The organism is Streptomyces sp. NBC_00158, from assembly GCF_045160885.1.
Classification (GTDB): domain Bacteria; phylum Actinomycetota; class Actinomycetes; order Streptomycetales; family Streptomycetaceae; genus Streptomyces.
The window spans coordinates 3493079-3515690 of the sequence record NZ_CP108161.1 but is presented as its reverse complement, the minus strand read 5'-3'; the positions used below and the strand labels follow the sequence as shown (position 1 = coordinate 3515690).

General features: G+C 73.9%; 23 protein-coding genes, 1 tRNA gene and 1 other RNA gene. 13 read left to right on the top strand and 12 right to left on the bottom strand.

The window, feature by feature from the left end; genetic code table 11:
• Window positions 1-47: 47 nt before the first annotated feature.
• The 4 genes from OG553_RS16130 to OG553_RS16115 form a co-directional block, all read right to left on the bottom strand.
• Window positions 48-284, bottom strand: coding sequence for a hypothetical protein (locus OG553_RS16130; RefSeq protein ID WP_405979643.1), 237 nt, complete (start codon window positions 282-284; stop codon window positions 48-50).
• 139 nt (window positions 285-423) lie between these two features.
• On the bottom strand, window positions 424-759 hold the full coding sequence (locus OG553_RS16125) for an SCO4225 family membrane protein (RefSeq protein WP_405979642.1): 336 nt from the start codon (window positions 757-759) through the stop codon (window positions 424-426).
• 83 nt (window positions 760-842) lie between these two features.
• The gene (locus OG553_RS16120; protein ID WP_405979641.1) at window positions 843-1595 is read right to left on the bottom strand and encodes a hypothetical protein; all 753 of its coding nucleotides are present in this window, start codon (window positions 1593-1595) and stop codon (window positions 843-845) included.
• Window positions 1596-1735: 140 nt separating this feature from the next.
• Window positions 1736-2335, bottom strand: coding sequence for an SgcJ/EcaC family oxidoreductase (locus OG553_RS16115; RefSeq protein WP_405979640.1), 600 nt, complete (start codon window positions 2333-2335; stop codon window positions 1736-1738).
• Window positions 2336-2477: 142 nt separating this feature from the next.
• Here OG553_RS16115 and OG553_RS16110 point away from each other — a divergent pair, with 142 nt between their 5' ends.
• Entirely contained in the window at window positions 2478-2963 is a 486-nt protein-coding gene (locus OG553_RS16110; RefSeq protein WP_405979639.1) for a MarR family winged helix-turn-helix transcriptional regulator, read from the top strand.
• Here the strand turns inward: OG553_RS16110 and OG553_RS16105 are convergent.
• The 4 genes from OG553_RS16105 to OG553_RS16090 all read right to left on the bottom strand — a co-directional run bounded on the left by OG553_RS16105 (window position 2953) and on the right by OG553_RS16090 (window position 7535).
• Complete coding sequence (locus OG553_RS16105) at window positions 2953-3273, bottom strand: hypothetical protein (protein WP_405979638.1); 321 nt, start codon at window positions 3271-3273, stop codon at window positions 2953-2955. The two genes, OG553_RS16110 and OG553_RS16105, sit on opposite strands and share 11 nt — an antisense overlap.
• Window positions 3274-3397: 124 nt before the next feature.
• A complete protein-coding gene (locus OG553_RS16100; RefSeq protein WP_405979637.1) occupies window positions 3398-3847 on the bottom strand; it encodes a molybdopterin-dependent oxidoreductase in 450 nt (149 codons plus the stop codon).
• Between the two features lie 80 nt (window positions 3848-3927).
• Window positions 3928-6711 (bottom strand): molybdopterin-dependent oxidoreductase, encoded by a 2784-nt coding sequence (locus OG553_RS16095; RefSeq protein WP_405979636.1) that lies wholly within the window; start codon window positions 6709-6711, stop codon window positions 3928-3930.
• A complete protein-coding gene (locus OG553_RS16090) occupies window positions 6708-7535 on the bottom strand; it encodes an FAD binding domain-containing protein (RefSeq protein WP_405979635.1) in 828 nt (275 codons plus the stop codon). Before OG553_RS16090 ends, OG553_RS16095 begins: the two co-directional genes overlap by 4 nt.
• Before the next feature lie 222 nt (window positions 7536-7757).
• On the opposite strand from OG553_RS16090, the gene OG553_RS16085 reads away from it, so the two are divergent.
• Complete coding sequence (locus tag OG553_RS16085) at window positions 7758-9218, top strand: PucR family transcriptional regulator (RefSeq protein WP_405979634.1); 1461 nt, start codon at window positions 7758-7760, stop codon at window positions 9216-9218.
• A gap of 49 nt (window positions 9219-9267) precedes the next feature.
• Here the strand turns inward: OG553_RS16085 and OG553_RS16080 are convergent, their stop codons facing one another.
• The gene (locus OG553_RS16080) at window positions 9268-9669 is read right to left on the bottom strand and encodes a TOBE domain-containing protein (protein ID WP_405979633.1); all 402 of its coding nucleotides are present in this window, start codon (window positions 9667-9669) and stop codon (window positions 9268-9270) included.
• Window positions 9670-9838: 169 nt separating this feature from the next.
• Between OG553_RS16080 and OG553_RS16075 the strand changes: the two genes are divergently transcribed.
• On the top strand, window positions 9839-9997 hold the full coding sequence (locus OG553_RS16075) for a hypothetical protein (protein WP_405979632.1): 159 nt from the start codon (window positions 9839-9841) through the stop codon (window positions 9995-9997).
• A gap of 13 nt (window positions 9998-10010) precedes the next feature.
• Window positions 10011-10643, top strand: a complete 633-nt coding sequence (locus tag OG553_RS16070) for a disulfide bond formation protein B (protein ID WP_405979631.1) — start codon at window positions 10011-10013, stop codon at window positions 10641-10643.
• Here OG553_RS16070 and OG553_RS16065 read toward each other — a convergent pair.
• Window positions 10627-11034, bottom strand: coding sequence for a MarR family transcriptional regulator (locus tag OG553_RS16065; RefSeq protein WP_405979630.1), 408 nt, complete (start codon window positions 11032-11034; stop codon window positions 10627-10629). The genes OG553_RS16070 and OG553_RS16065 overlap by 17 nt on opposite strands.
• A gap of 25 nt (window positions 11035-11059) precedes the next feature.
• Complete coding sequence (locus OG553_RS16060) at window positions 11060-11902, bottom strand: NAD(P)H-binding protein (RefSeq protein ID WP_405979629.1); 843 nt, start codon at window positions 11900-11902, stop codon at window positions 11060-11062.
• A gap of 124 nt (window positions 11903-12026) precedes the next feature.
• On the opposite strand from OG553_RS16060, the gene OG553_RS16055 reads away from it, so the two are divergent.
• From OG553_RS16055 to OG553_RS16045, 3 genes are all read left to right on the top strand, one after another.
• The gene (locus tag OG553_RS16055) at window positions 12027-12548 is read left to right on the top strand and encodes a MarR family winged helix-turn-helix transcriptional regulator (RefSeq protein WP_405979628.1); all 522 of its coding nucleotides are present in this window, start codon (window positions 12027-12029) and stop codon (window positions 12546-12548) included.
• A gap of 77 nt (window positions 12549-12625) precedes the next feature.
• Window positions 12626-13087 carry a hypothetical protein gene (locus tag OG553_RS16050; RefSeq protein ID WP_405979627.1) on the top strand — a complete coding sequence of 154 codons (462 nt, stop codon included), beginning with the start codon at window positions 12626-12628 and terminating at the stop codon, window positions 13085-13087.
• A 59-nt stretch (window positions 13088-13146) separates the two neighbouring features.
• Entirely contained in the window at window positions 13147-13734 is a 588-nt protein-coding gene (locus tag OG553_RS16045; protein ID WP_405979626.1) for a hypothetical protein, read from the top strand.
• Between the two features lie 98 nt (window positions 13735-13832).
• Here OG553_RS16045 and OG553_RS16040 read toward each other — a convergent pair.
• A tRNA-Ser gene (locus OG553_RS16040) sits at window positions 13833-13917 on the bottom strand.
• A gap of 119 nt (window positions 13918-14036) precedes the next feature.
• Between OG553_RS16040 and ffs the strand changes: the two genes are divergently transcribed.
• From ffs to OG553_RS16010, 6 genes are all read left to right on the top strand, one after another.
• Window positions 14037-14135: signal recognition particle sRNA small type (ffs, locus tag OG553_RS16035), an RNA gene on the top strand.
• Between the two features lie 65 nt (window positions 14136-14200).
• Window positions 14201-16489 (top strand): DNA polymerase III subunit gamma and tau, encoded by a 2289-nt coding sequence (locus OG553_RS16030; protein ID WP_405979625.1) that lies wholly within the window; start codon window positions 14201-14203, stop codon window positions 16487-16489.
• Between the two features lie 60 nt (window positions 16490-16549).
• Window positions 16550-17803, top strand: coding sequence for a phosphoribosylamine--glycine ligase (gene purD / locus OG553_RS16025; protein ID WP_405979624.1), 1254 nt, complete (start codon window positions 16550-16552; stop codon window positions 17801-17803).
• Between the two features lie 287 nt (window positions 17804-18090).
• Window positions 18091-19899: a hypothetical protein gene (locus tag OG553_RS16020; RefSeq protein ID WP_405979623.1), complete on the top strand. Its 1809-nt coding sequence runs from the start codon at window positions 18091-18093 to the stop codon at window positions 19897-19899.
• 188 nt (window positions 19900-20087) lie between these two features.
• The gene (locus tag OG553_RS16015; protein ID WP_405979622.1) at window positions 20088-21617 is read left to right on the top strand and encodes a N,N-dimethylformamidase beta subunit family domain-containing protein; all 1530 of its coding nucleotides are present in this window, start codon (window positions 20088-20090) and stop codon (window positions 21615-21617) included.
• A 76-nt stretch (window positions 21618-21693) separates the two neighbouring features.
• A complete protein-coding gene (locus tag OG553_RS16010; protein ID WP_405979621.1) occupies window positions 21694-22596 on the top strand; it encodes a phosphoribosylaminoimidazolesuccinocarboxamide synthase in 903 nt (300 codons plus the stop codon).
• The last annotated feature ends 16 nt before the right edge of the window (window positions 22597-22612 follow it).

Here is a 22612-nt window from a genome sequence, read left to right as displayed (position 1 = left end):
CGTTCCCCCGCCGGTCGACACGGCGGAGGAACGGGGGCGTGCGGGCGTCAGTACAGCGGGTGGACGGTGAGCGCGGTCCGGAAGGCGGGGTGGTACGCCGGGTGGTACGCGGGGTGGAGGACCAGCGGGGCGTCCAGGACGGCCGGGGTCGAGGTGACGGTGTACACCACGGGATAGCCGAAGGGCGGGAGCGGGAAGGAGCTCGGCGCGGCCTGGGCGGGGGTGCTGGTGAACAGGGCGGTGCTGAGAGCGAGCGCCGCGGCGGCGGCGATGTTCTTGATCATGCGTGCAGGGATAGCGCCCGCCCGATGGCGCCCACCAGCCGAGGACACTCCTGATCACCCGGTTGCCGGAGCGGGTTCACCGCAGAATCGATCATTCGAGGGCCCGCTTCCCCCGCCGGAGGGATCCGGGTTCCGCCGGTCAGCCGTGCTGCGGACCGGCGGGGGAGCGTCGGCCGCGGCGGACCGCCTCCCAGACGGCGCCGAGGACCGCGGACTGCGCGAGGGCGCAGGCGACCAGCAGGCCGGCGGAGAACCAGAGGGGAGGCTTCGACGCCCCCCAGGCCAGCATCCCGACGGTCATCGTGGCGAAGGACGAGGGTGCGGTGAAGAGGGTGGGCCAGATCCAGATGAACCCCGGGTCCTGGCCGAAGAGGGAGACGCCCGTCGCGACGGCGATGGCGCCGCCGACGAGGGTGAGGTAGACCGCCGAGGCGGGGTTGGCGAAGGTCAGGCGTATCAGCGTGCGCTTGTTCATCGGTTCTCCCGGGGGCGTGGTGTGCCTCCAGGGTCGGTCCGGACGGGCGCGGTGTCGTGAGTACGCGTACCCAGTTCACCCCGTCAGCGCGGGGGCAGTTGGTCGTACGTCTTGTAGGTGTAGAGCGCGGACAGGGTGATCGAGTTGCCGGTCCCGGCGGGGAGGCCGAGCTTGTCGTTGAGGACCTTCCCGAGCGGTCCGCAGCCCTCGGCGGCCGGCACCGCGAAGGAGTCGTCGGCGGCGGCGAACTTGATCACGGGCGGGTTCTTGGAGATCCGCTCGGACTTGCCCACGCGCTTCAGCCGGATCTCCAGGGGGGCGTCGCCCGCGCCGATGGTGCAGCCCTGCGGGAGGAGCGGGCTCAGCACGCGGTAGCGGAGCGTGAAGAGGCCCATGTCGTCGCCGACGCTGTAGAAGTCCGAGCGCCCGCCGTACTCCGGCTGGACGGAGAGGCCGAGTACGGGGCTGCGGTCCCCGGCGGGGTTGCCGAACAGCCCGCCGGGGACGGCGGTCGGGCCGCTGCGCAGTGCGCCCCAGACCTGGCCCTTGCTCCCGTCGGGCATCGGGCCCTCGGCGTGGGTGATGGTCATCGGGGCGAACTCGGGCAGGGTGCGGTCGCCGAGCTTCAGGGACCCGGTGGCGGTCAGGACCTCGCACTTCCACTGTGCCGCGTCGACCCCGGCGGGGATGGCCGGGCAGTCGGTGAAGTCGAACGACGGCGCGGGTGCGGGCGTGGGCGCGGGGGCGGCGCTCGCGGTCCCGGCGACGGCGACGGTGAGGGCGGCGGCGAGGCCGAGGCCGGCGGCCGTGCGGCGGAGGAGGGTGTTGGTCTGCATGCCTCCAAGGTGCCGTCCCGCCCGCCCCGTGGGTCACCGGGAAGCCCCGGGGTCCACCCTGAGGCTTCCCTGATGTGAGATCAGGGACTGTCCCTCACAAGCGAGTTGGGTGAGGGCGGTATCGCTGGTCGGTGCGGTGGTCACCGCTCCGCCTTGGGGGCCGTGGCGGGCGCGTAGAGGAACGAGAGCCGTTCCATCACGTTCTGCCGCTTGGTGTTGTGGAAGGCGGCGATCCGCCAGACCCCGTCGGTGTCGCGGACCAGCGTGTACGTCTGGACCTTCGACAGCTCGCGGGCGCCCGGCTTGTCGCCGCTGTAGTCGTCGCCCCGGCCCGTGAGGACGGCGACGTCCTTGGTGGGGAAGCGCATGTCCAGGTAACTGGCCGCCAGCTCGGTCCCCTTGACGAACTCCTGGAACAGCGCCCGGTGGCCCTCGGTGATGTCGGCGCGGCCCTCGTAGTGGCTGCCGACGTAGGTCGTGTAGGTGCCGTTCTCGGTGAACTGGCGGCCGTACGCGTCCGCGTCCCCGGCCCCCCAGGCGGCGGTGAGGGCGTCGATGGTGGCGCAGACGGCCTCGCCGTCGGCGCGGTCGGCGTCGGCCGGTATGACGTCGGCGCAGGCCGTGGCGCCGGTGCGGCGGACCTCGGAGGTGGCGTCGAGGTAGAGGTACGCGGCGCCGGTGCCCAGGGCGAGGACGGCTGCGGTGGCGAGGGCGGCGCGCTTCAGGAGCTTGGCGTTCATGGTGGTGGTGCCTCTCGGATCGAAGGGTTCGTTCGGGGCGGGGCACGGCGCGGCTGCCGCAGATTGACTACACTGGTGCAGCAACTGCATGCACGCATTATCTGCATGCGTGCAGATAATTGGCAAGGGGAGAGGTGTGCGCATGGCCGAACAGGACGAACGCCGGCTGGTCTTCCGGGACTACGTCGACGCCGTGGGGCTGCACGGCGTGGCGGGCGCGGAGGCCGCGGGCCTCCAGGCGTCCGAGTGGTACGCGCTCAGCCGGATCACCCTGGCCGGCGGGCTCACCTCGGGGGAGCTCGCCGCCGGCACGGGACTGACCACGGGCGCGACGACACGGCTGATCGACCGGCTGGAGCGCGCGGGCTACGTGCGCCGCGCCGCCGATCCGGCCGACCGGCGCAAGGTCGTGGTGGAGGCGGTGCCGGGCGCGCTCGCGGAGGTCGAGGCGGCGGTCGGCCCGGCACGCCGCAGGATCGCGGAGGTGCTGGCCGCGTACACGCCGGAGCAGCAGGCCCTGCTCTTCGACTACTTCGCGCGGGCGGCCCCCGCCTTCCGCGAGGCCACGGAGGAGATCCGCACCCTGACGCGGGAGCGCCAGGGTGCCGCGCGGCCGGCTATTCGATGAAGAGGCTGCGGCCGTGACCGATCGCCAGCCGGCCCGGGAGGATCGGGTGGACCACCCGGCCGTCGCAGGCGGGGCCGCTCCACACCCAGGCGACCCCGTCCGTGAGGTTGACGACCTCCGACGGGGCGAAGTCGCCGAGCGGGAAGCAGCCGTTGGGGGCGGGGTTCGGCGCGCCGTCGATGAACAGGACGCCCTGGGCCGCCTGTGCCGTGCCGGGGGTCGCCAGCGCCAGCGCCGCGGCCGCCGCGCACGCCCCGAGCAGCCCCGCCGTCCTGCGCACCCGCACCCGCGACCTCGTCTTCGTCCGCATCCGCATCCGTCCGCCTCGTTCCTCTCGCCCTACCAGGTGTCATGACCGACGGTAGGCGGGGGTCACGTTCCGTGACACGGCGTGTGGTGGTGCGGGAGGGGCGCGCGGTGTGCGCGGTGCGCGCTCAGACCGCGGTCAGCGCCGGGACGGACAGGGTGCCGAACCAGACGTGGGTGACCGCGCTGACGTAGCGGGCTCCGCAGCGGTCCGAGGGGACCACCAGCTGGCTGCCCGGACCGTCGAGTTCCGCGCCGTCCAGGCGGGTGGCCAGCAGGACAGGGCTGCCGCAGAAGTCGGCGTCCAGTTCCGCCCAGGACAGCACCGTGTGGTGCCCGTCGCCGCCGCTGACCGCGAGGAGGTAGCGGCTGCGGTCCTTGCGGCGCCGGGCGTCGAAGACCGGGCCGGCGCCGGAGACGACGTCCCGCAGCAGCGCGCCCTCGAAGACGTGGTGCTGCGGGCCGTTCGTCGCGCAGTCGAAGGTGACCTCGGCCCGGTGCTGTGGCCATTCCCGCAGGTCGGAGACGGTGAGGAAGGCCGGGCGGTCGAGGTCGCCGTGCAGCAGGAGTGAGGGCATGGAGCAGTCATGCCCCGCCGGAGCGACAGCGGAACCTCATCTGCGAGGTTGAGAGGGTCACCCGAGCCGTATCTGTGCGATCAATTGCCGGTTCCGCCTTGCAGTTTCCGGTTGATTGCCCGCCAAACCACATCACGTGTCACCGGCAGCTCGGTGAAGCGGATCCCCGTCGCGTCCCGCAGGGCGTTCGTGAACGCCGGGGCCACCGGGTTGAAGGGGCTCTCGCTCATGGACTTCGCGCCGAGCGGGCCGATCGCGTCCGAGGTCTCCATGAAGTGCACCTCCGTGCGCGGCACGTCCGCGTACTGCGGGAGCCGGTAGCGGCGGAAGGCGGCCGTGGTGACCTCCCCGCGCTCGTCCACCCGTACCGTCTCGAAGAGCGTGGCGCCCAGCGCCTGGGCCACGCCGCCCTCCACCTGGCCCCGGCACTGCATCGGGTTCATCACCTTGCCGGCGTCCGCCGCGTGCACGCTGCGCAGGATCCGCATCTCGCCCGTGTCCGGGTCCACGGCGAGGCGGAACCACTGGGCGTTGAAGGCGACCGAGCGCGGGGAGCCGCCCCAGTGGCCGTCCGCCGCGATCTCCTCCAGCACGCCCTTGTCGTACGCGGCCTCGTACAGCTCCTTGAGGGTGAGGACGCGGCCCGCGCAGTCGAAGGCCTCGGCCTCCAGCCTGCACAGGTGCCGGGCCACGCCCGTGTGGCGGGCGGCGAAGGTCCTCAGCCGCTCCGCGAGCGAGTCGGCGGCCAGCATGACGGCCTTGCCCGCCACCACCGTGCCGGCCGAGCCGAACGCGCCGGTGTCGTGGCGGACCACGTCCGTGTCGGACTGGCGGACGGCGATCCGGTCGACCGTGGTGTTCAGCGCTCCGGCGGTGATCTGCTTGTGGACGGTGGTGGTGCCGTTGCCGAACTCCGCCGTGCCCACCGCGATGTCGTACGTGCCGTCTCGCAGCAGGCTGACCCGCGCGTCGGCGAAGTGGCCGCCGGGCGGCCCCGTCGCGATCATGGCGACGGCCGAGCCCGTGCCCGTCAGCCAGCCCTCGGGGACCTCCTCGTGGCTGCGGTCCTCGGCCTCGGCCCGGCGCACGACGTCCATGCACTGCTTCATGCCGTAGGAGGCGATGAAGAGGTCCTCCTCGTGGCCGATCGGGGTCACCATGTGGTCGCCGGCGCCGATGACGTTCTTCTCGCGCAGCACCAGCGGGTCCATGCCGAGCCGGATCGCCAGCTCGTCCATCACCGATTCGAGGGCGAAGAGGACCTGGCCCAGCCCGTAGCCGCGGAAGGCGCCCGCGGGCACCGTGTTCGTGTAGACCGAGTACGCCTCCACCTCCTTGTTCGGCGCCTTGTACACGGCGAAGGACTCGCCCGCGCTGTGGAACATGACCGCCGGGCCGTGGTTCCCGTAGGCGCCGGTGTTGGAGACGATGCGGATGCGCAGCGCGGTGAGCGTGCCGTCGGCCTTCGCCCCGATCTTGATGGTGATCTTGAAGGGGTGGCGGGTGGTGGCACCGTAGAACTGCTCGGCCCGGGTGAACTCGAGCTTCACCGGGCGCCGCAGCTTCAGGGCGGCGAGGACCACGATGTCCTCGGTCAGCATCTCCTGCTTGCCGCCGAACCCGCCGCCCACGCGGCCCGCGACGACGCGGACCTCGTCCTCGCCGAGCCCGTACAGCGCGCACAGCGCCCGCCGGGTGAGGAAGGGGGCCTGGGTGGAGGAGCGGACGGTGATCCGCTCGCCCTCGCCGTCCTCCTTGGGTTCGAACCAGGCGACGCTGCCGTGGGTCTCCAGGCTGGCGTGCTGCACCCGCTGCGTCCGGAAGGTCTCCTCGTGGACGACGTCCGCCTCCGTATATCCCTTCTCCATGTCGCCGATCGTGCCGTGGACCTCGCCGCACACGTTGTTCCCGGCGCGGAAGATCCCCGACTCGGGGCCCTTGGGGTGCAGGACCGGCGCGCCCGGCAGCATCGCCTCCTCCGGGTCGACCACGTACGGGAGCTCCTCGTACGTGACGACCACGCGGCGGCAGCCCTCCTCGGCCGCCTGCTCGCTGTCGGCGACCACGGCCGCCACGCGCTGGCCGACGAAGCGGACCACGTCGTCCAGGACGCGGGTGTCCATCGGGTCCTCGGTGGGGTGCTCGTGCCGGGCCGAGGAGTACAGCTGGTCCGGGGCGTCGTGGTGGGTGAGGACCGCGTGCACGCCCGGGACCTGGAGGGCGTCGCGGGTGTCGATGCCGACGATGCGGGCGTGCGGGTGCGGGGAGCGCAGCAGCTTCATGTGGAGCAGCCCGGGGACGTCCACGTCGAAGGTGTAGCGGGCGGTGCCGGTCACGACCTGGGGTCCGGCCGGGGCGCCCGGGCTGCGGCCCACGGCCTGGCCCGCCCCGGGCTCCTCGACGTGCTTGACCCCGCGGACGGCGTCCTCGATGGCGCGGTAGCCGGTACAGCGGCAGATGTTGCCCTTGAAGGCGCGCGGGAGGTCGTCGAGCTTGCCGTCGTCGTGGGCGGTGCCCCGCTCGGCCTGGAGGGCGGAGGTGGTCATCAGGAACCCGGCCGTGCAGAACCCGCACTGGAAGCCCTGGGCGTCCAGGAACCGCTGCTGCGCCGGGTGGAGTTCGCCGCCGGGCTTGGCCAGGCCCTCGACGGTGGTGACGGAGCGGCCCTCGGCGCGGACGGCCGGGTAGAGGCAGCTGTGCACCGGCTGCCCGTCGACGTGGACCGTGCAGGCCCCGCAGTCGCCCTGGTCGCAGCCCTTCTTCACGCCGAACCAGCCGCGTTCGCGCAGGTAGGTGCGCAGGCACTGGCCCGCCCGCGGCTCGTCCTCGAAACGCTGCTCGTTGATCTCGATCCCGTAGCTCATCGGGGGCCCTCCTCCGGGGTGAGTTCGCGGCGGATCTCCTCCGCCTGCCGCAGTGCCATGTGCCGTCGCCACTCGGGGAGCCCGTGGATGTCGTCGAACCACTCCCCGGGACGGACGGCGTCGTCGACGGCCGCCCGCAGCCCCTCCGCGGTGGGCGGCAGCGCGAACCAGAAGCGCAAGGGGCGGGTGGTGGCGGCGGAGACGGTGACGGCGAGGGAGCCGTCCCGCGGGTCTAGGGCGCCGATGACCAGGGAGCCGGAGCGGCCCAGTCCGTAGAGCGAGGCCTGCCGGAAGGCCGTACGCGTCTCCAGGGCTCGGGCGGGGATCCGTACGGAGCGCAGCATCTCGCCGTCGCGCAGGTCCTTGACGCCGGCGCCGCGGATGAACTCGGTGACGGGCATCCGGCGGGTGGCGCCGTCCTGGCCCTGGAGGAGGACGGTGGCGTCGAGGGCGGCGGTCAGGGAGATCATCGGGCCGGCGGGCAGGCCGTTGCAGAGGTTCCCGCCGACCGTGGCCATGTTCCAGATCTTGAAGCTGGCCAGGAAGGCGCGGCAGCACTGCTCGATCAGCGGGGCGGCGGTGGCGGACAGGGTCCGGCCGAACCGCGACAGTTCGGTGATCGTGCAGGTCGCGGCGATGTCGAGGGAGCCGTCCGGCTGCCGGGACAGTGGCGGCCAGCCCATCCGCGAGAGGTCGATCAGGCGCCGGACGTGGGGCTGCGGCTCGGAGAAGAGGTAGGTGCCGCCGCCGAGGAAGGCGTCACCGGGACGCCAGGGTTCGCGGCGGCGCGCGTCGCGCACGTCGAGCACCGTGTTGAGGTCCAATTCGCGCCACCAGCCTTCCTGCCATCGGGGGTTCGCCCCAGTGAAGCAACGGCGCAGGGGGCGAAACGACTGGTCCCGGCCACGGAAAGGATCCGGCCGTGACGGGCCGCTCCTGGTGAATCAACCAAGAGCTATAGGCGGCCAGCAGCCTTGCATTTACGATGGCATTCCTCGTATTCACCTCGCGAATGTGGGACACCCCCCACCGCAAGGAGCCCCCGCATGCACGTCCTCGATCTGCTCCAGTCGGAGAATCTCGGCCTCACCCTGCTCTGGGGTGAGGAAGCGCTTCTCGGCCAGGAGATCAGCGGTGTCACCGCCACCGACCTGGAGGACCCGGGCCGCTTCCTCGGCCCCGGCGAGCTCGTCCTGAGCGGACTGGTGTGGTGGGCGGAGGGCGAGCCGGCCAAGGCCGACCGCTTCGTCTCCGCCCTCGCCGACGCCGGGGCCACCGCCCTCCTCGCCGGCGAGGAGACCCACGGGCGGGTCCCCGAGGAACTGGTCGCCGCCTGCCGGGCCCACCGGATGCCGATCGTGGCCGTTCCGGGGCGCACCAGCTTCCGGGCCGTCACCGAGGCCGTGTACCTGCGCCAGTGGGGCGACCTCAGCCGCCGCCCGACCAGGCCCTTCGCCCTCCCCGAGAACGTGCGCGGCGAGCTGAGCCGGCTGCTGGAGGGCGGCGCAGGCCCCGCCGAACTGCTGGACCGCGCCTGCGCGCACCTCGGCAGGGTGGCCTGCTACCTGCTGACCGCGAGCGGCCGCACGGTGGCGCGTACGCCCTCCGCCCCCGCGGTACCCGCCCAGCGGGCGGCCGCCCCCGCGCGCGGCGGGCTCACCCTGCGCGTGGAGGCCGACAGTTCCCCGTACGACGCCTGGCAGCTGCACGTCCCGGACGCCGACGCCGCTCCGCCCCGGGTGCTGCACGAGATCGCCGAGGTCCTCGCCCAGTACCGCGAGGGCCGCGAACGCCGCGACACCGCCGCCGCCCGGACCGCCGGGCAGGCCCTGACCGGGCTGCTGTCCGGCCCGGCGGAGCCCGACCCGGCGGCGCTGGAGGAGGCCCTCGCCGCGGCCGGACTGCCTGCCGCGGGCCCGTACCGGGTGCTCGCGGCAACCTCGGGGGCGGCCCTGGCCGAGGCGCTGGCGCACCTGGAGGGGGTTCCGTGGGCGGCGGGCGACACGGCCGCCGTGCTGTACGAGGACCCGTGCGGGCGCGTCGACGTCGCGGCCGAGCTGCGCGCACTGTGGCCGCTGCTCCAGGCCTGCGCGGTCCCGGGAGCGGACCTGTGCCTCGGCGCGGGCGCGCCGGTGGCGGGGCCGGAGGGGCTGCGGGCCTCCCTCGGCCAGGCCCGCTTCGCCCTGACGGCGGCCGCCGAGGGGGAGGGCCGGGTGCGCGCGGTCGAGCAGCTGGACACCCTCGCGGAGCTGCTGTCGGGGGTGCCGGGGGAGGTCCGCTCGGTGTTCGGGACGGCGACGCTGGGGGCGCTGGGCGACGGGATGCTGCGGGAGACCCTGGAGGTCTTCCTGGCCAACAACTGCTCGTGGGCCCGCACGGCGGAGGCGCTCCACCTGCACGTGAACACCGTGCACTACCGGATGGAGCGGGTTCAGGTCCTGACGGGCCGTGACCTCTCGCGCCTGGACCACAAGCTGGACCTGTACGCGGCGCTGCTCTGCGGTTGACCCCGCGCGCTGCCCCCGCGTGCTGATCCCGGGTGCTGATCCCGCGCGCTCACCCCGGGAGGTCGACGACGACCTCCGTCGACTTCACGCGGGCGGTGACGCTGACGCCGACCGCGATCCCGAGCTCCTCCACCGACTCGCGCGTGACCACCGAGACGATGCGGTGCGGGCCCGACTGGATCTCCACCTGGGCCGCGACCTCGTCGACCCGTACGGCGGTGACGATGCCCGCGAAGGCGTTGCGCACGGAGGTGGCGGCCGCCCGGCCGGGCACGGGGTGCAGCCCGGCGGCCCGCTGCGCGGCGAAGGCGGCGAGCGCCGCCCCGTCGACGGACCGGGTGCCGTCGGGGGCGCGCCGCGAGGGCAGCCGGCCGGCATCGGCCCAGCGGCGCACGGTCTCGGGACTCACGCACAGCAGGCCGGCGGCCCGGCCGATCGAGTAGGACGGCACGGGCGCAGCTTAGGGCCTGCCGCCCCGGGCGGGGACGGGGCTGGATGGGGGCTGGATGGGGGCCGGGGCATAGGGCCGGCCTATGCCCCCATCCGCCAGCGGGGCCTACCGGGGGCCGGGGGACCGGACGAGGGTGGTGGCAAGAGCCTTCCGATGAAGCAAGGACACCATGTACACCCTCCTCTTCCTCCTGATCTCCCTCTGCCTCTGGGCGGTGCTGGGCGACTGGCCGCGCAGGTCACGGCTGTTGCTGTGGGCGGGGACGCTGGCGCTCACCACGCTCGCGTTCCTCCCCCACCTCGACCGCGCCTTCGGCCTGAGCTTCTGAGGAGGAGCCCGACATGACCGCCACCGCGACCACCACCGTCACCCTTCCCCCCGTCCGCCCCTCCCACCGCCTGGGCCTCTGGTTCGCCCACGCCTACGTGCTGGGCATGTGCGCCACCATCGGCGGCGCGTACGTCTTCCAGTTCGGGCTGTGGGAGTACCCCTGCCCGATGTGCCTGCTCCAGCGGATGTTCATGCTGCTCAGCGCGCTCGGACCGGCCATGATCATCGCCCGCTCGCGCAAGGGCGCGGTGAGCACCGCCGAGTTCGCCTCCGGCTGGGGCGTGGCCATCGTCTCGGCGCTGATCGGCAGCACCGTGTCCGCCTCGCAGGTGCTGATGCACATCGTGCCCCCGGACCCCGGCTACGCGGGCGCCCTGTTCGGACTGCACCTCTACACCTGGGCGGCGATCACCTTCCTGCTCGCGGTCCTCGCGGCGGCCGTGAACCTCGTCCTGGCCCGCGAGTTCCAGCCCCTGGGCGCCGCCCGGACGTCGCCCGCCCTGCGCCGCGCGGCCGGCTTCACCCTGGCCGTCCTCGGCTTCTTCGCGGTGACCAACCTGGTGGCCTGCTTCCTCCTCCAGGGCCTGCACTGGCAGATGCCGGGCGACCCGACCGGCTACCGGCTCTTCACCGACCTGCTGTGAGGTTGCGGGTCATCCGCTCCAGGACGCTGACGGCGGTCCGGTACTCCTGCGGGGAGATGCCGGCCGTCGACAGCTCGCGGAAGGCGCCGACGCGCTCGCCGGCCGGCGCGAGGCGGGCGCGGCCGTCGTCGGTCAGGGCGAGGCGGTCCGGCTCCGGCCGGGCCGCCCAGCCGCCGTCGAGGACGGCCGCGATGGCGGAGTCCAGCTCGGCGGCCGGGGCGTGGGCGGCGAGGGCGGTCCGCACGCCGGCGTCACCGGCGGCGGGGTCCTCGCGTACGACGTTCAGGACCTGCCAGCCGAGGCGGGTGAGGCCGAACTCGTCCAGCAGGGCGTCCATGGCGGTGGTGAGGGCCTGGTCGGTGCGGGCCAGCCAGTGGCCGATGGGCTTCACGGCGGTGCTCCTTCGGGGGGTGGGATCAGCGGGCGGTGAAGGCGGCGGCGTTCTCGCGGGCCCACTGCGCGTAGCTGCGGGCGGGGCGGCCGAGGAGGGTCAGGGTGGTGTCGGCGATGGCGGCGGGACCGTGGTCCGCGGCCTCCCACAGGTCGAGCAGCGAGGAGACCATCGGCGCGGGCATGTGGGCGCCCATCTGCCGCTCGGCCTCGGCGCGGGTGATGCGTTCGACGGGGATCTCGCGGCCGATGGCGTCGGCCAGGATCGCGAGCTGGCGGCGGAAGGTGAGTGACTCGGAGCCGGTCAGGGTGAGCCGGCGGCCGGTGAGGGAGTCGCCGGTGAGGGCCTCGAAGGCGATGTCGGCGATGTCCTCGGGGTGGATGGGCGCGATGTGCGCGTCGGGGAAGGCGAGCTGGACCGGCAGGGACCGGCCGATGGGGTACGCCCAGCCGAAGGAGTTGCTGGCGAAGGCGTCCGGGCGCAGGAAGGTGCAGGTCAGGGTGGAAGCGGTGAGGGCCCGCTCGACCTTGAGGCTGTGGCCGGCGAGCGCGTCGTCCTCGGCGCCGGGGGCGAGGACGGAGGACGAGGACAGCAGGACGACGTGCTCGACACCGGCGGCCTCGGCGGCGGCGATCAGCTCGTGGATGCCGGCGGGCTCGGGATAGAGGAAGACCTGTCGTACGCCGTCCAGTGCGGCGGCGTTGGTCCCGGGGCGGTCGAGGACGAGCTCGTGCGCCTCGACGCCGGCCGGGACGGTGAGCCCGGCGGGGTTGGCGCTGGCGGCGCGGACGGCGTGGCCGGCGGAGTGCAGGCGGGCGACGAGGGCGCGGCCGACCTTGCCGCGGGCGCCGGTGACGAGGGTGGTCATGGGGGCTCCGTTCGTAGCGGGCGGCAGCCGCTCATTGATTGACTGCCTACATATGCATGCTTGCATGCACACGTTTTCACGTCAACACATGTTTGCCGACGGTCACGGATATACGATCGGGGCCATGACGAACCAGCGGCCGGACGCGGCGAGCACGGCGGACACGGCGAGCACGGCGAACGCGGCGGGCATGAGCGACGAAGAGCTGCTGAACGCCGTCGGGCCGGCGTTCGGGAAGCTGCGGCGCTCCTCGCTCCTGGAGGTCGAGGACCCGATCTCCCAGAAGGACCTCGGTCGGACCCTGGTCCTCAACGTCATCCTGGAGATCGGGCAGGAGGGCGCCCGCGAGGTCACCGTCGGCGCCGTGGGCGCGCACCTGGGCACCGACCCGTCGGTGGCCAGCCGCATGGTCTCCGACTGCATCTCGGCCGGCTACCTGGTCCGCGCCGCCTCCCAGCGGGACGGCCGCCGCACGGTCCTCCACCTCAGCCCCGAGGGCGAGGAGCTGATGGCCCGCTTCCGCCGGCACCAGCGCTCGGCGTTCGAGTACGTCACCGCCGGCTGGAGCGAGCGCGAACGCCTGGACTTCGCCCGCCTGATGCTGAAGTACGTCGCGTCCCAGGAGTCCCTGCGTCGCAAGGAGTAGACACTGTCTACGAAAGTGGCCGTTTCTGAGTACGCGTACTCAGGACGCGCCTGCCCCGCCCTGCGAGCGTCTGGCGCATGGACAAGATCTACTCAGTGGCGGGCAGCACCCTCGCCGGTCTGTTCACCGGCTACCTGGCGATGGGGCTGTGGTGGTGGGGCGCCACCGAGGACGGCCGCTGCGAATCCGGCCCCGCGATCTGCCTGCCGGTGTACCAGTTCTTCTGCTTCGTCTCGTGGTTCGCCGTCACGGCGGTCTTCTTCGTGATCGCCCTGCGCCTGCTGGACGTCCGCCCGAGGACGGCCACCGTCCCGGCCTGCCTCGCCCTGCAGATGTACGCCCTGACGCTGCTGGCCCCGCTCTCGCCCCACCAGTACCCGGAGCCCTCGCTCCTCGCCTTATGCGCCCTCGCCGCCGGCCCGGGCCTGGTGGCCCTCTGCACCTTCCCGGACTGGCGCCGCCGGGGCCTGGCCGCGACCGGCGTCCTGGTGGCCGCCGCCTTCGTCGCGTACGGATGCGCCGAGGGCTTCCCGTGGTGATGCCGTTCGTCGTGAAACGCGATGGCGGAGGTGTGCGAGGGCGTGCGACGGTTCGGTCCATGGGCAACTCCAGGGCATATCCCGTTCTCCGGACCACGGACGCGATCGAGGCGTACGCGCAGGCCAAGCGTTTGTGCGCCCTGCTGGCGGAGCGCGATGACGAGATCGGGCTCTTCGCGGAGCTGCGCACGGTCGCGGACGTGCGGAAGATCGCCGAGGTCCTGCCCGGGGCGAACTTCGATTACTCGGAGATGCGTACCGGTCCGGCGGGCGAGGACCTCTGGTTCGACCTCGACGTCACGACTGCGGACGATGCCGCGCTGGAGCCGCACCTGCCGCTGGACGTCATGGTGGACGTTCCGCGAGGGAGCGTGGAGGAACGCTTCGTGGCGGCTCTCGGCCGGGGCCTGGCCGCGATCGACTGGCACGGCTCGTGGCCGGACGAACCGGAGGCCGGCCGTTACGGGTCGCCGAAGTACGACGGGGTCCAAGTGGTGTTCCACGGAGATGACGCCGGGTGGGACCGGTGGACCGAGCACCACACCGTCTTCGTGCACACGGGCAAGTTCGGCGACCTGCCCCGGGCCCGGAAACTCGCCGGGTGCATCGGCAGTGAGGTTCTGGGCGAGCCGCAGACCGGATGGTGACACCGCCACCGACGGCCATCCCGGAACTGGGACCGCGGAACGACGAAGGTCCCGGCCGCTGAGCGGTCGGGACCTTCGTTTGCCCTGACGGGCAGAGGCGGAGGATACGAGATTCGAACTCGTGAGGGGTTGCCCCCAACACGCTTTCCAAGCGTGCGCCCTAGGCCTCTAGGCGAATCCTCCGCCGCAAACAATACAAGACGTTGAGGGGTGCTCGCGAACACGATCCGGTCCGGGGGGCCCGTGAGGATCCGGGGAGGGGTCCGGCTCGATTCCGGGGGCCCGTATCCGCTAGGGTGGGGCCCAGCCCCTCACGTGGCGCTATCTCACCCAACTCCCCCAGGGCCGGAAGGCAGCAAGGGTAAGTGGGCTCTGGCGGGTGCGTGAGGGGCGCTTTGCGTTCCGGGGCGGGTCCGGGGGCGTCGGCGGGCCGTTGTTGTCGGTGGGCCCGGATAACCTCGTAGACGTGTCGTCCCTTGCGCTGTACCGCCGCTATCGCCCCGAGTCGTTCGCCGAGGTCATCGGGCAGGAGCATGTCACTGCACCGCTGATGCAGGCCCTGCGGAACAACCGGGTCAATCACGCGTACCTGTTCAGTGGCCCGCGCGGCTGTGGCAAGACGACCAGCGCGCGCATCCTGGCGCGGTGCCTCAACTGTGAGCAGGGTCCCACCCCGGACCCCTGCGGGGAGTGCCAGTCCTGCCGCGACCTCGCCAGGAACGGGCCGGGCTCCATCGACGTCATCGAGATCGACGCCGCCTCGCACGGTGGTGTCGACGACGCGCGTGACCTGCGGGAGAAGGCCTTCTTCGGGCCCGCGTCGAGCCGGTACAAGATCTACATCATCGACGAGGCGCACATGGTCACCTCGGCGGGCTTCAACGCCCTGCTGAAGGTGGTCGAGGAGCCGCCGGAGCACCTCAAGTTCATCTTCGCGACCACCGAGCCCGAGAAGGTCATCGGGACGATCCGCTCCAGGACGCACCACTACCCCTTCCGGCTCGTGCCGCCCGGGACGCTGCGCGACTACCTCGGCGAGGTCTGCGGGCGCGAGGGCGCCAAGGTCGAGGACGGAGTGCTGCCGCTCGTCGTGCGCGCCGGCGCCGGGTCCGTGCGCGACTCCATGTCCGTCATGGACCAGCTCCTCGCCGGTGCGGGCGAGGCGGGTGTGACGTACGCCATGGCGACCTCCCTGCTCGGGTACACCGAGGGCTCGCTGCTCGACTCCGTCGTCGACGCCTTCGCCGCCGGCGACGGGGCCGCCGCCTTCGAGGTCGTCGACCGGGTGGTCGAGGGCGGGAACGACCCGCGCCGGTTCGTCGCCGACCTGCTGGAGCGGCTGCGCGACCTGGTGATCCTGGCCGCCGTGCCCGACGCCGGGGAGAAGGGGCTGATCGACGCCCCCGCCGACGTCGTGGAGCGGATGCAGGCCCAGGCCTCGGTGTTCGGCGCCGCCGAGCTCAGCCGCGCCGCCGACCTGGTCAACGCCGGGCTCACCGAGATGCGCGGCGCCACCTCGCCCAGGCTCCAGCTGGAGCTGATCTGCGCCCGGGTGCTGCTGCCGGCCGCCTTCGACGACGAGCGGTCCGTGCAGGCGCGGCTCGACCGGCTGGAGCGCAGCGGTCCGCCCGCCGGTGCCGCCTTCGCCCCCGCGCCGTCCGCACCGCCCGCCATGGGCTACGTGCCCGGTCCCGAGGCGCACGGCATGGCTCCGGCCGGGCCCGGCGGCGGGGTCGCCGCCGCGCGTGCCGCCGTACGCGGTCCCGTGCCGGACGCCGCCGTGGCGGCGCAGGCTCCGCCCGCGCAGGCCCCGGCCGCGGTCCCGGCTCCGGCCGCCGCGCCCGTCCAGGCTCCGGCACCCGTACAGGCTCCGGCCCCCGTGCAGCCGCCGGTCCAGGCCCCCGCGCCCGTCCAGGCCGCCGCTCCGGCCGCCGCGCCCGCGCAGGCGCCCGGCGCGTGGCCCGGGGCCGCCCAGCCCGGCAGCGGGGCGCCCGCACCCGGCGCCTGGCCCGGATCCGCCGCCCCTGCCGCTCCGGCCGCCCCCGTCGCCGGGGCGTGGCCCAGCGCCGCCGTGCCCGGCAGCGGTGCACCGGCCCCGGCCGCCCCCGCGCCCACCCCCGCCCCCACGGCCTCCGCGCCCGCGCCGGCGGTCGCCGCTCCCTCCGCCGAGATGGCGGCCGGGGCCGGTCAGGTCCAGGCGATGTGGCCCGGCGTACTGGAGGCCGTCAAGAACCGCCGCCGCTTCACCTGGATCCTGCTCAGCCAGAACGCCCAGGTCACCGGCTTCGACGGGACCACCCTGCAGCTCGGCTTCCCCAACGCCGGCGCCCGCGACAACTTCGCGAGCAGCGGCAGCGAGGACGTCCTCAAGGCGGTCCTGGCCGAGCAGTTCCAGGTCAACTGGAAGATCGACGCCGTCGTCGGGGGCGGCGGACCGGCCCCGGCCGCGCCCTCCTCGTACTCCTCCTACTCCGCGCCGGCCGCGCCCGCCTACAGCCCGCCCCCGGCTGCCCCGCAGGCCGCGCCCGCCGCGCCGGTCCAGCAGGCCCCGCAGCCGTCCGCGTACCAGCCGGCGCCCCCGCAGGCGGCCCCCGCGCAGCAGCCGCCCGTGCAGCAGGCCCCGCCGCCGGTCGCCCCCGAGGACGACGTACCGGAGGAGGACGACCCGGACCTCGTCGACAGCGCCCTGACCGGACACGACCTGATCGTGCGCGAGCTCGGAGCGACCGTTGTGGAGGAATACACGAACGAGTAGCCCCCGCTGATTGGGTGGCCGCACGAAACCGGCCGCGCCGTCCGGGCTACCCTGGGCGGCGTGAAGGTCCTCGTCATCGGCGGCGGCGCCCGCGAACACGCCCTGTGCCGCTCTCTGTCCCTCGACCCCGACGTCTCCGCGCTGTACTGCGCCCCCGGCAACGCCGGCATCGCCGAGGTGGCGGAGCTGCGCCCGGTCGACGCCCTCGACGGCGCGGCGGTCGCCGCCCTCGCGACCGAACTCGGCGCCGGCCTGGTCGTCGTCGGCCCGGAGGCGCCCCTGGTCGCCGGCGTCGCGGACGCCGTCCGCGCGGCCGGCATCCCGGTCTTCGGGCCGTCCGCCGAGGCCGCGCAGCTGGAGGGCTCCAAGGCCTTCGCCAAGGACGTGATGGCCGCGGCAGGGGTACCGACCGCGCGCAGCTACGTCTGCACCACCGCCGAGGAGGTCGACGCGGCCCTCGACGCCTTCGGCGCCCCGTACGTGGTCAAGGACGACGGCCTCGCCGCCGGCAAGGGCGTCGTCGTCACCGAGGACCGGGCCGCCGCCCGGGACCACGCGCTGGCCTGCGACCGGGTCGTCATCGAGGAGTACCTCGACGGCCCCGAGGTCTCCCTCTTCGCCATCACCGACGGCGTCACCGTGCTGCCGCTCCAGCCCGCGCAGGACTTCAAGCGCGCGCTCGACGGGGACCGGGGTCCCAACACGGGCGGCATGGGCGCGTACTCGCCGCTCCCGTGGGCGGACCCGAAGCTGGTCGACGAGGTCATGGAGCTGGTCCTCCAGCCGACCGTGGACGAGCTGCGCCACCGCGGCACGCCCTTCTCCGGGCTGCTCTACGCGGGCCTGGCCATCACCAGCCGCGGCACCCGCGTCATCGAGTTCAACGCCCGCTTCGGCGACCCCGAGACCCAGGTGGTCCTCGCCCGGCTGCGCACCCCCCTCGCGGGCGTGCTGCTGAACGCCGCGAACGGCACCCTGGACGCCCTCCCGGCGCTGAACTGGAGCGACGACGCGGCCGTCACCGTGGTCATCGCCTCCCACAACTACCCCGACACCCCGCGCACCGGCGACCCGATCGAGGGCCTCGGCGAGGTGGCGGCGCAGGACGCGCCCGACGCGTACGTGCTGCACGCCGGGACCCGGCGCGAGGGCGACGCCGTCGTCAGCGCGGGCGGTCGCGTCCTCTCGGTGACGGCGACCGGTTCCGACCTGGCGCAGGCCCGTGAGAAGGCGTATAAGGCAGTCGGGCGGATCAAGCTCGACGGGTCCCAGCACCGCACGGACATCGCCGCCAAGGCGGCCGAAGGCCGCTGACCAGCACGGCAGTCATGACGCGGGCCCGGAGCGCGAAGACGCGCACCGGGCCCGCGCGTGCGTACGCGTGCGACTGCATCCGGCCGCCTTCGAACGCAGCCACCTTTACCCAAAGCCATTCCATCGGGTGATCGTCACCCAGACCGCCTGACGTCCGCCCCCGCCCCAACTAGGGTGCGGCGCAAGCATTCCGGCACATGGCCCACCGGCATTGCGATGTCAGTGGCGGGTGTCACAGTGGGGGAGTGAGCAAAGCCGCCGCAGGGCAGAGGGGGTGAGGTCCGGCCGTGTCCGGAACCGGTTCGATCGCAGAAGTGGGCGCGCCGTCCGCGCGTTCGCGGGCCCTCGCCGTGCTGCGGGTCCGCAGCAGGGCCACGGCCGCCGTGCTGCTGCCCGCCGCCCTCGCGGTGGTGCTCGTCGCTGCCCGGATGACGGGGCGGCTGGCCGGTGACCCCTGGCCGGCGGTGACCCTGGGCGTCTGCGCGGTGGCCGCGCTGGTGCTGCTGGCGGGCGGGATATTCGGCGCGGTGGTGCTTCGCGCGGGTCCCGCCGTGACCCCGACGGTGCCGCTGCCCGAAGCCGCCGCCCCCGACCTCTACCGGCTCGTGCGGGACCTGGCCGACCGGATGGACGTCCCCGCGCCCTCCGCGATAGCCCTGACCCCGGACTGCGACAGCTGGCTGGAGGACCGCACCCACGCCGCCCACCGCCGGACCGGCGCCGGCACGGGGGGCGGCCCGGAGACCGAGCCCGGTGCGGCCCCCGTGCTGGTGATCGGCTCCCCGTTCCTGTGGTGGATGCGGGTCGCGGAGCTACGGGCCGTCCTCGCGCCCGTCGTCGCCGGTACGGGCCCCTCCGCGCACCCGGACATAGCCGACGCCCGCGGCTTCGTACGCGGCCTCGACGCGGCGGCGGACATCGGCGGCAGGCCCGGCCTGGGCTGGATCGGCCGCCCGGCCCGGCTGCTGCTGCGGCTGTGCCGGACGGACGCCGCCGAGATGGAGCGCGGGGTCGCCGCCGCCGCCTCCAACCGTGCACAGGGTGTGGACTACGCGCTGCGCATCGTCGCCCAGGAGCAGGTGGGCCTCGCCTACGCGGGCTGGGACCGGCTGCTGACCCGGGTCGCGCTGCCCGCCTGGCGGATGGGCCGCTGGCCGGCGCACCTGGACGCCGGAGTGGTCTCCGCCCTGACCGAGCTGTCCCGGCGGGACCGGCTGGCCGAGGGCTTCACCTCGCGGCTCGGCGAGCGCCCCGCCTGCGACCTGCTGGAGCAGCCCGGCGTGGTGGACGAGGCCGCCTCCCTGCTGGCGGCCCGCCTCTTCCACGGCGGCCCGGCCGAGGCGGGGCCGGACTGGTCCCCCGTCGACTGGGCGGCGTACCCGCAGGAGGTCGTGGACCGGAAGTGGCGTACCGAGGCGGCTCGCCTGCACGCGGCCCTGGACGCCCTGTCCGTCCCGGCGGACCCGGCACCGCCCGCCGCAGCCGCCTCCCGCCCGGACGCCGCCGGGGCCCCGGCGGAGCCGGTCCCCGTGACCACGGGCGCCCCCGCCCAGGGGGAGGCCTCCGCGTCCGGGGCCGGCGTCCCGGGCGGTCCCGGCGGTCCCACCGCCCCGGCCGCCGCCCGGCCCGCCGACCGGACCGCCCTGGGCGAACCGGTTCCCCCCGCCGGGCCCACGCTGGAGCGGGTCCTCGGCTACCTCGCCGACCCCGCCGGGGAGGGCGCGGCAGGAGACGCCCTCGCCGGGCGGCTCAGCGGCGACCTGGCCCGGGAGGAGCGCGCGGCCGGAGCCGGCCGGCCCCAGCCGCGCGGGGGCGCGGACACGCTCCCGCTGTTCCCGCTCCAGCCCCCGCGCAGCGGCCGGGACCTGCTCGCCGAACACGTCACCGCCCTGGTCTGCTGCGCCGCCGTGGACTGGGCCGGCGCGGGCCCGGGCCTGGACTGGCTGGACGGCCCCGTCCTGCTGGTCGGCGGCGAGCGCCGCGCCGACCTCGCCCCCCGGGTCCTCTCCCTCGTCGAGGACGGGGACCCGGCACCGCTGCGCGACTGGCTCGCCGAGGTCGGCGTACGCCCCGAGAAGCCCGTACGCCTCCTCTGAACCGCCTCCCCTGAACCGCCTCCCCCGAACCCCCTCCCCGCGTTCCGGTCAGGTCAATTCACGACGAACGGTGACGGAGTGAGTGCGTTATGTGATGTGCTTGGGACCGGTCGCGGATGGGTGTCCGAAATACCGCCGCGCACCTGAGTGGAGCAGACGCGTTCGGGGGAGCGAGGGAGGGGAGCGGTATGGGTGCGGACCAGATCCGGCGTTGGGAGTCGGGTGCGCTCGCGCACGCGGTGACCGATCCCTTCGGCCAGGGCCCGCTGCCCTGGTTCCGGGGCAGCGAGCTGTACTTCGACGACACCGGCCAGGTCGTGCCCTGGTACGTGGACCCGGCCGTCACCGCGCCCGGCCAGGACCAGGACCAGGACCAGGGCCGGGACCGGCGCCGCAACCCCGGCGTCCCCGCCCAGGCCCCCCGGGGCGGCGGCCCCCGCACCGCCGACGACGTCCACCGCCAGATCAAGGGCTTCGCCTCCACCGGAGCCGTCGCCCCCGGCGAGGCCATCGACTTCCACATCACCGTCGACCCGCCCCAGCAGTTCTCGGTCGACGTCTACCGGATCGGCCACTACGGCGGCGACGGCGCCTCCAAGATCACCACCAGCCCCCGGCTGTCGGGCATCGTCCAGCCGCCCCCGCTCACCGCCGACCGCACCGTCTCCTGCCACCACTGGTGGCTCTCCTGGCGGCTCCAGGTCCCCTCGTACTGGAGCATCGGCGCCTACGTGGCCGTCCTCACCACCGCCGACGGCTACCGTTCCCACATCCCCTTCACGGTCCGCGACGACCACCCCGCCGACCTCCTGCTGCTGCTCCCGGACATCACCTGGCAGGCCTACAACCTCTACCCCGAGGACGGCCGCACGGGCGCCAGCCTCTACCACGCCTGGGACGAGCAGGGCCGGCTGCTCGGCGAGCGCGACGCCGCCATCACGGTCTCCTTCGACCGCCCCTACGCGGGCGCCGGCCTGCCCCTGCACGTGGGCCACGCCTACGACTTCATCCGCTGGGCCGAGCGCTACGGCTACGACCTGGCCTACGCCGACACCCGCGACCTGCACGCCGGCCGCGTCGACCCGACCCGCTACCGGGGCCTGGTCTTCCCCGGCCACGACGAGTACTGGTCGGTCCCCATGCGCCGCACCGTGGAGCGCGCCCGCGACCACGGCACCTCCCTCGTCTTCCTCTCCGCCAACACCATGTACTGGCAGGTCGAGCTGTCCCCCTCGCCCTCCGGGGTCGAGGACCGGCTCCTGACCTGCCGAAAACGCCGCGGCCCCGGCCGTCCCAGCCTGTGGCGCGAGATCGACCGCCCCGAGCAGCAGCTGCTCGGCATCCAGTACGCGGGGCGGGTCCCCGAGCCCGCGCCTCTGATCGTCCGCAACGCCACGCACTGGCTCTGGGACTCCACCGGCGCCGCCGAGAACGACGAGCTCGACGGGCTGGTGGCCGGCGAGGCCGACCGGTACTTCCCGCGCACCCAGCTCCCCGAGCACCAGGACCGCATCCTCCTCGCGCACTCCCCCTACCTCGACAGCGAGGGGGCCAAGCGCCACCAGGAGACCTCCCTGTACCGGGCCCCGAGCGGCGCCCTGGTCTTCGCGTCGGGCACCTTCGCCTGGTCCCCCGCGCTCGACCGCCCCGGGCACGTGGACGAGCGGGTCCAGCGGGCGACGGCCAACCTCCTCGACCGGATCTGCAAGCGGGACTGAGCCACCCCCTGGCCGGGGCACGGGGGCCCGTGCGGGAGAATGGTCCCGCGCTCGTACAGAACCACAGGGAGACCCCGTGCCCGGATTCGTCGAAAAGCCCGAGCCGGTGCAGGTGCCCGGCCTCGCCCACCTCCACACCGGCAAGGTCCGCGACCTCTACCGCGACGAGGACGGCAACCTCGTGATGGTCGCCAGCGACCGCATCTCCGCCGCCGACTGGGTGCTGCCCACCGAGATCCCGGAGAAGGGCCGCATCCTGACGCAGCTCTCCCTCTGGTGGTTCGAGCAGCTCGCCGACCTGGTTCCCAACCACGTCCTCGGCACCGACCTGCCCGCCGGCGCCCCCGCCGACTGGGAGGGCCGCACGCTGGTCTGCAAGAGCCTCGACATGGTCCCCGTCGAGTGCGTGGCCCGCGGCTACCTCACCGGCTCCGGCCTCAAGGAGTACGTCCAGTCCCGCACGGTCTGCGGCCTCGCCCTCCCCGAGGGCCTGGTGGACGGCTCCGAGCTGCCCGCCCCGATCTTCACCCCGGCCGCCAAGGCCGAGGTCGGCGACCACGACGAGAACGTCTCCTACGAGGAGGTCGCCCGCACCACCGGCGCCGAGACGGCGGCGCTGCTGCGCCAGACCACCCTCGCCGTGTACGGGCGGGCCCGCGACATCGCGCGCGAGCGCGGCATCATCCTGGCCGACACCAAGTTCGAGTTCGGCTTCGACAAGGACGGCACGCTCGTCGCCGCCGACGAGGTCCTCACCCCGGACTCGTCCCGCTTCTGGCCGGCCGACCAGTGGCAGCCGGGCCGCACGCAGCCCTCGTTCGACAAGCAGTACGTCCGTGACTGGCTGGCTTCCCCGGCCTCCGGCTGGGACTCGAAGGGCGAGCTCCCGCCGCCGGTCCTCCCGCAGGAGGTCGTGGCGCAGACCCGCGCCAAGTACGTCGAGGCCTACGAGCGCCTCACCGGTCAGACCTGGAGCTGACACGACGAAGGCCCCG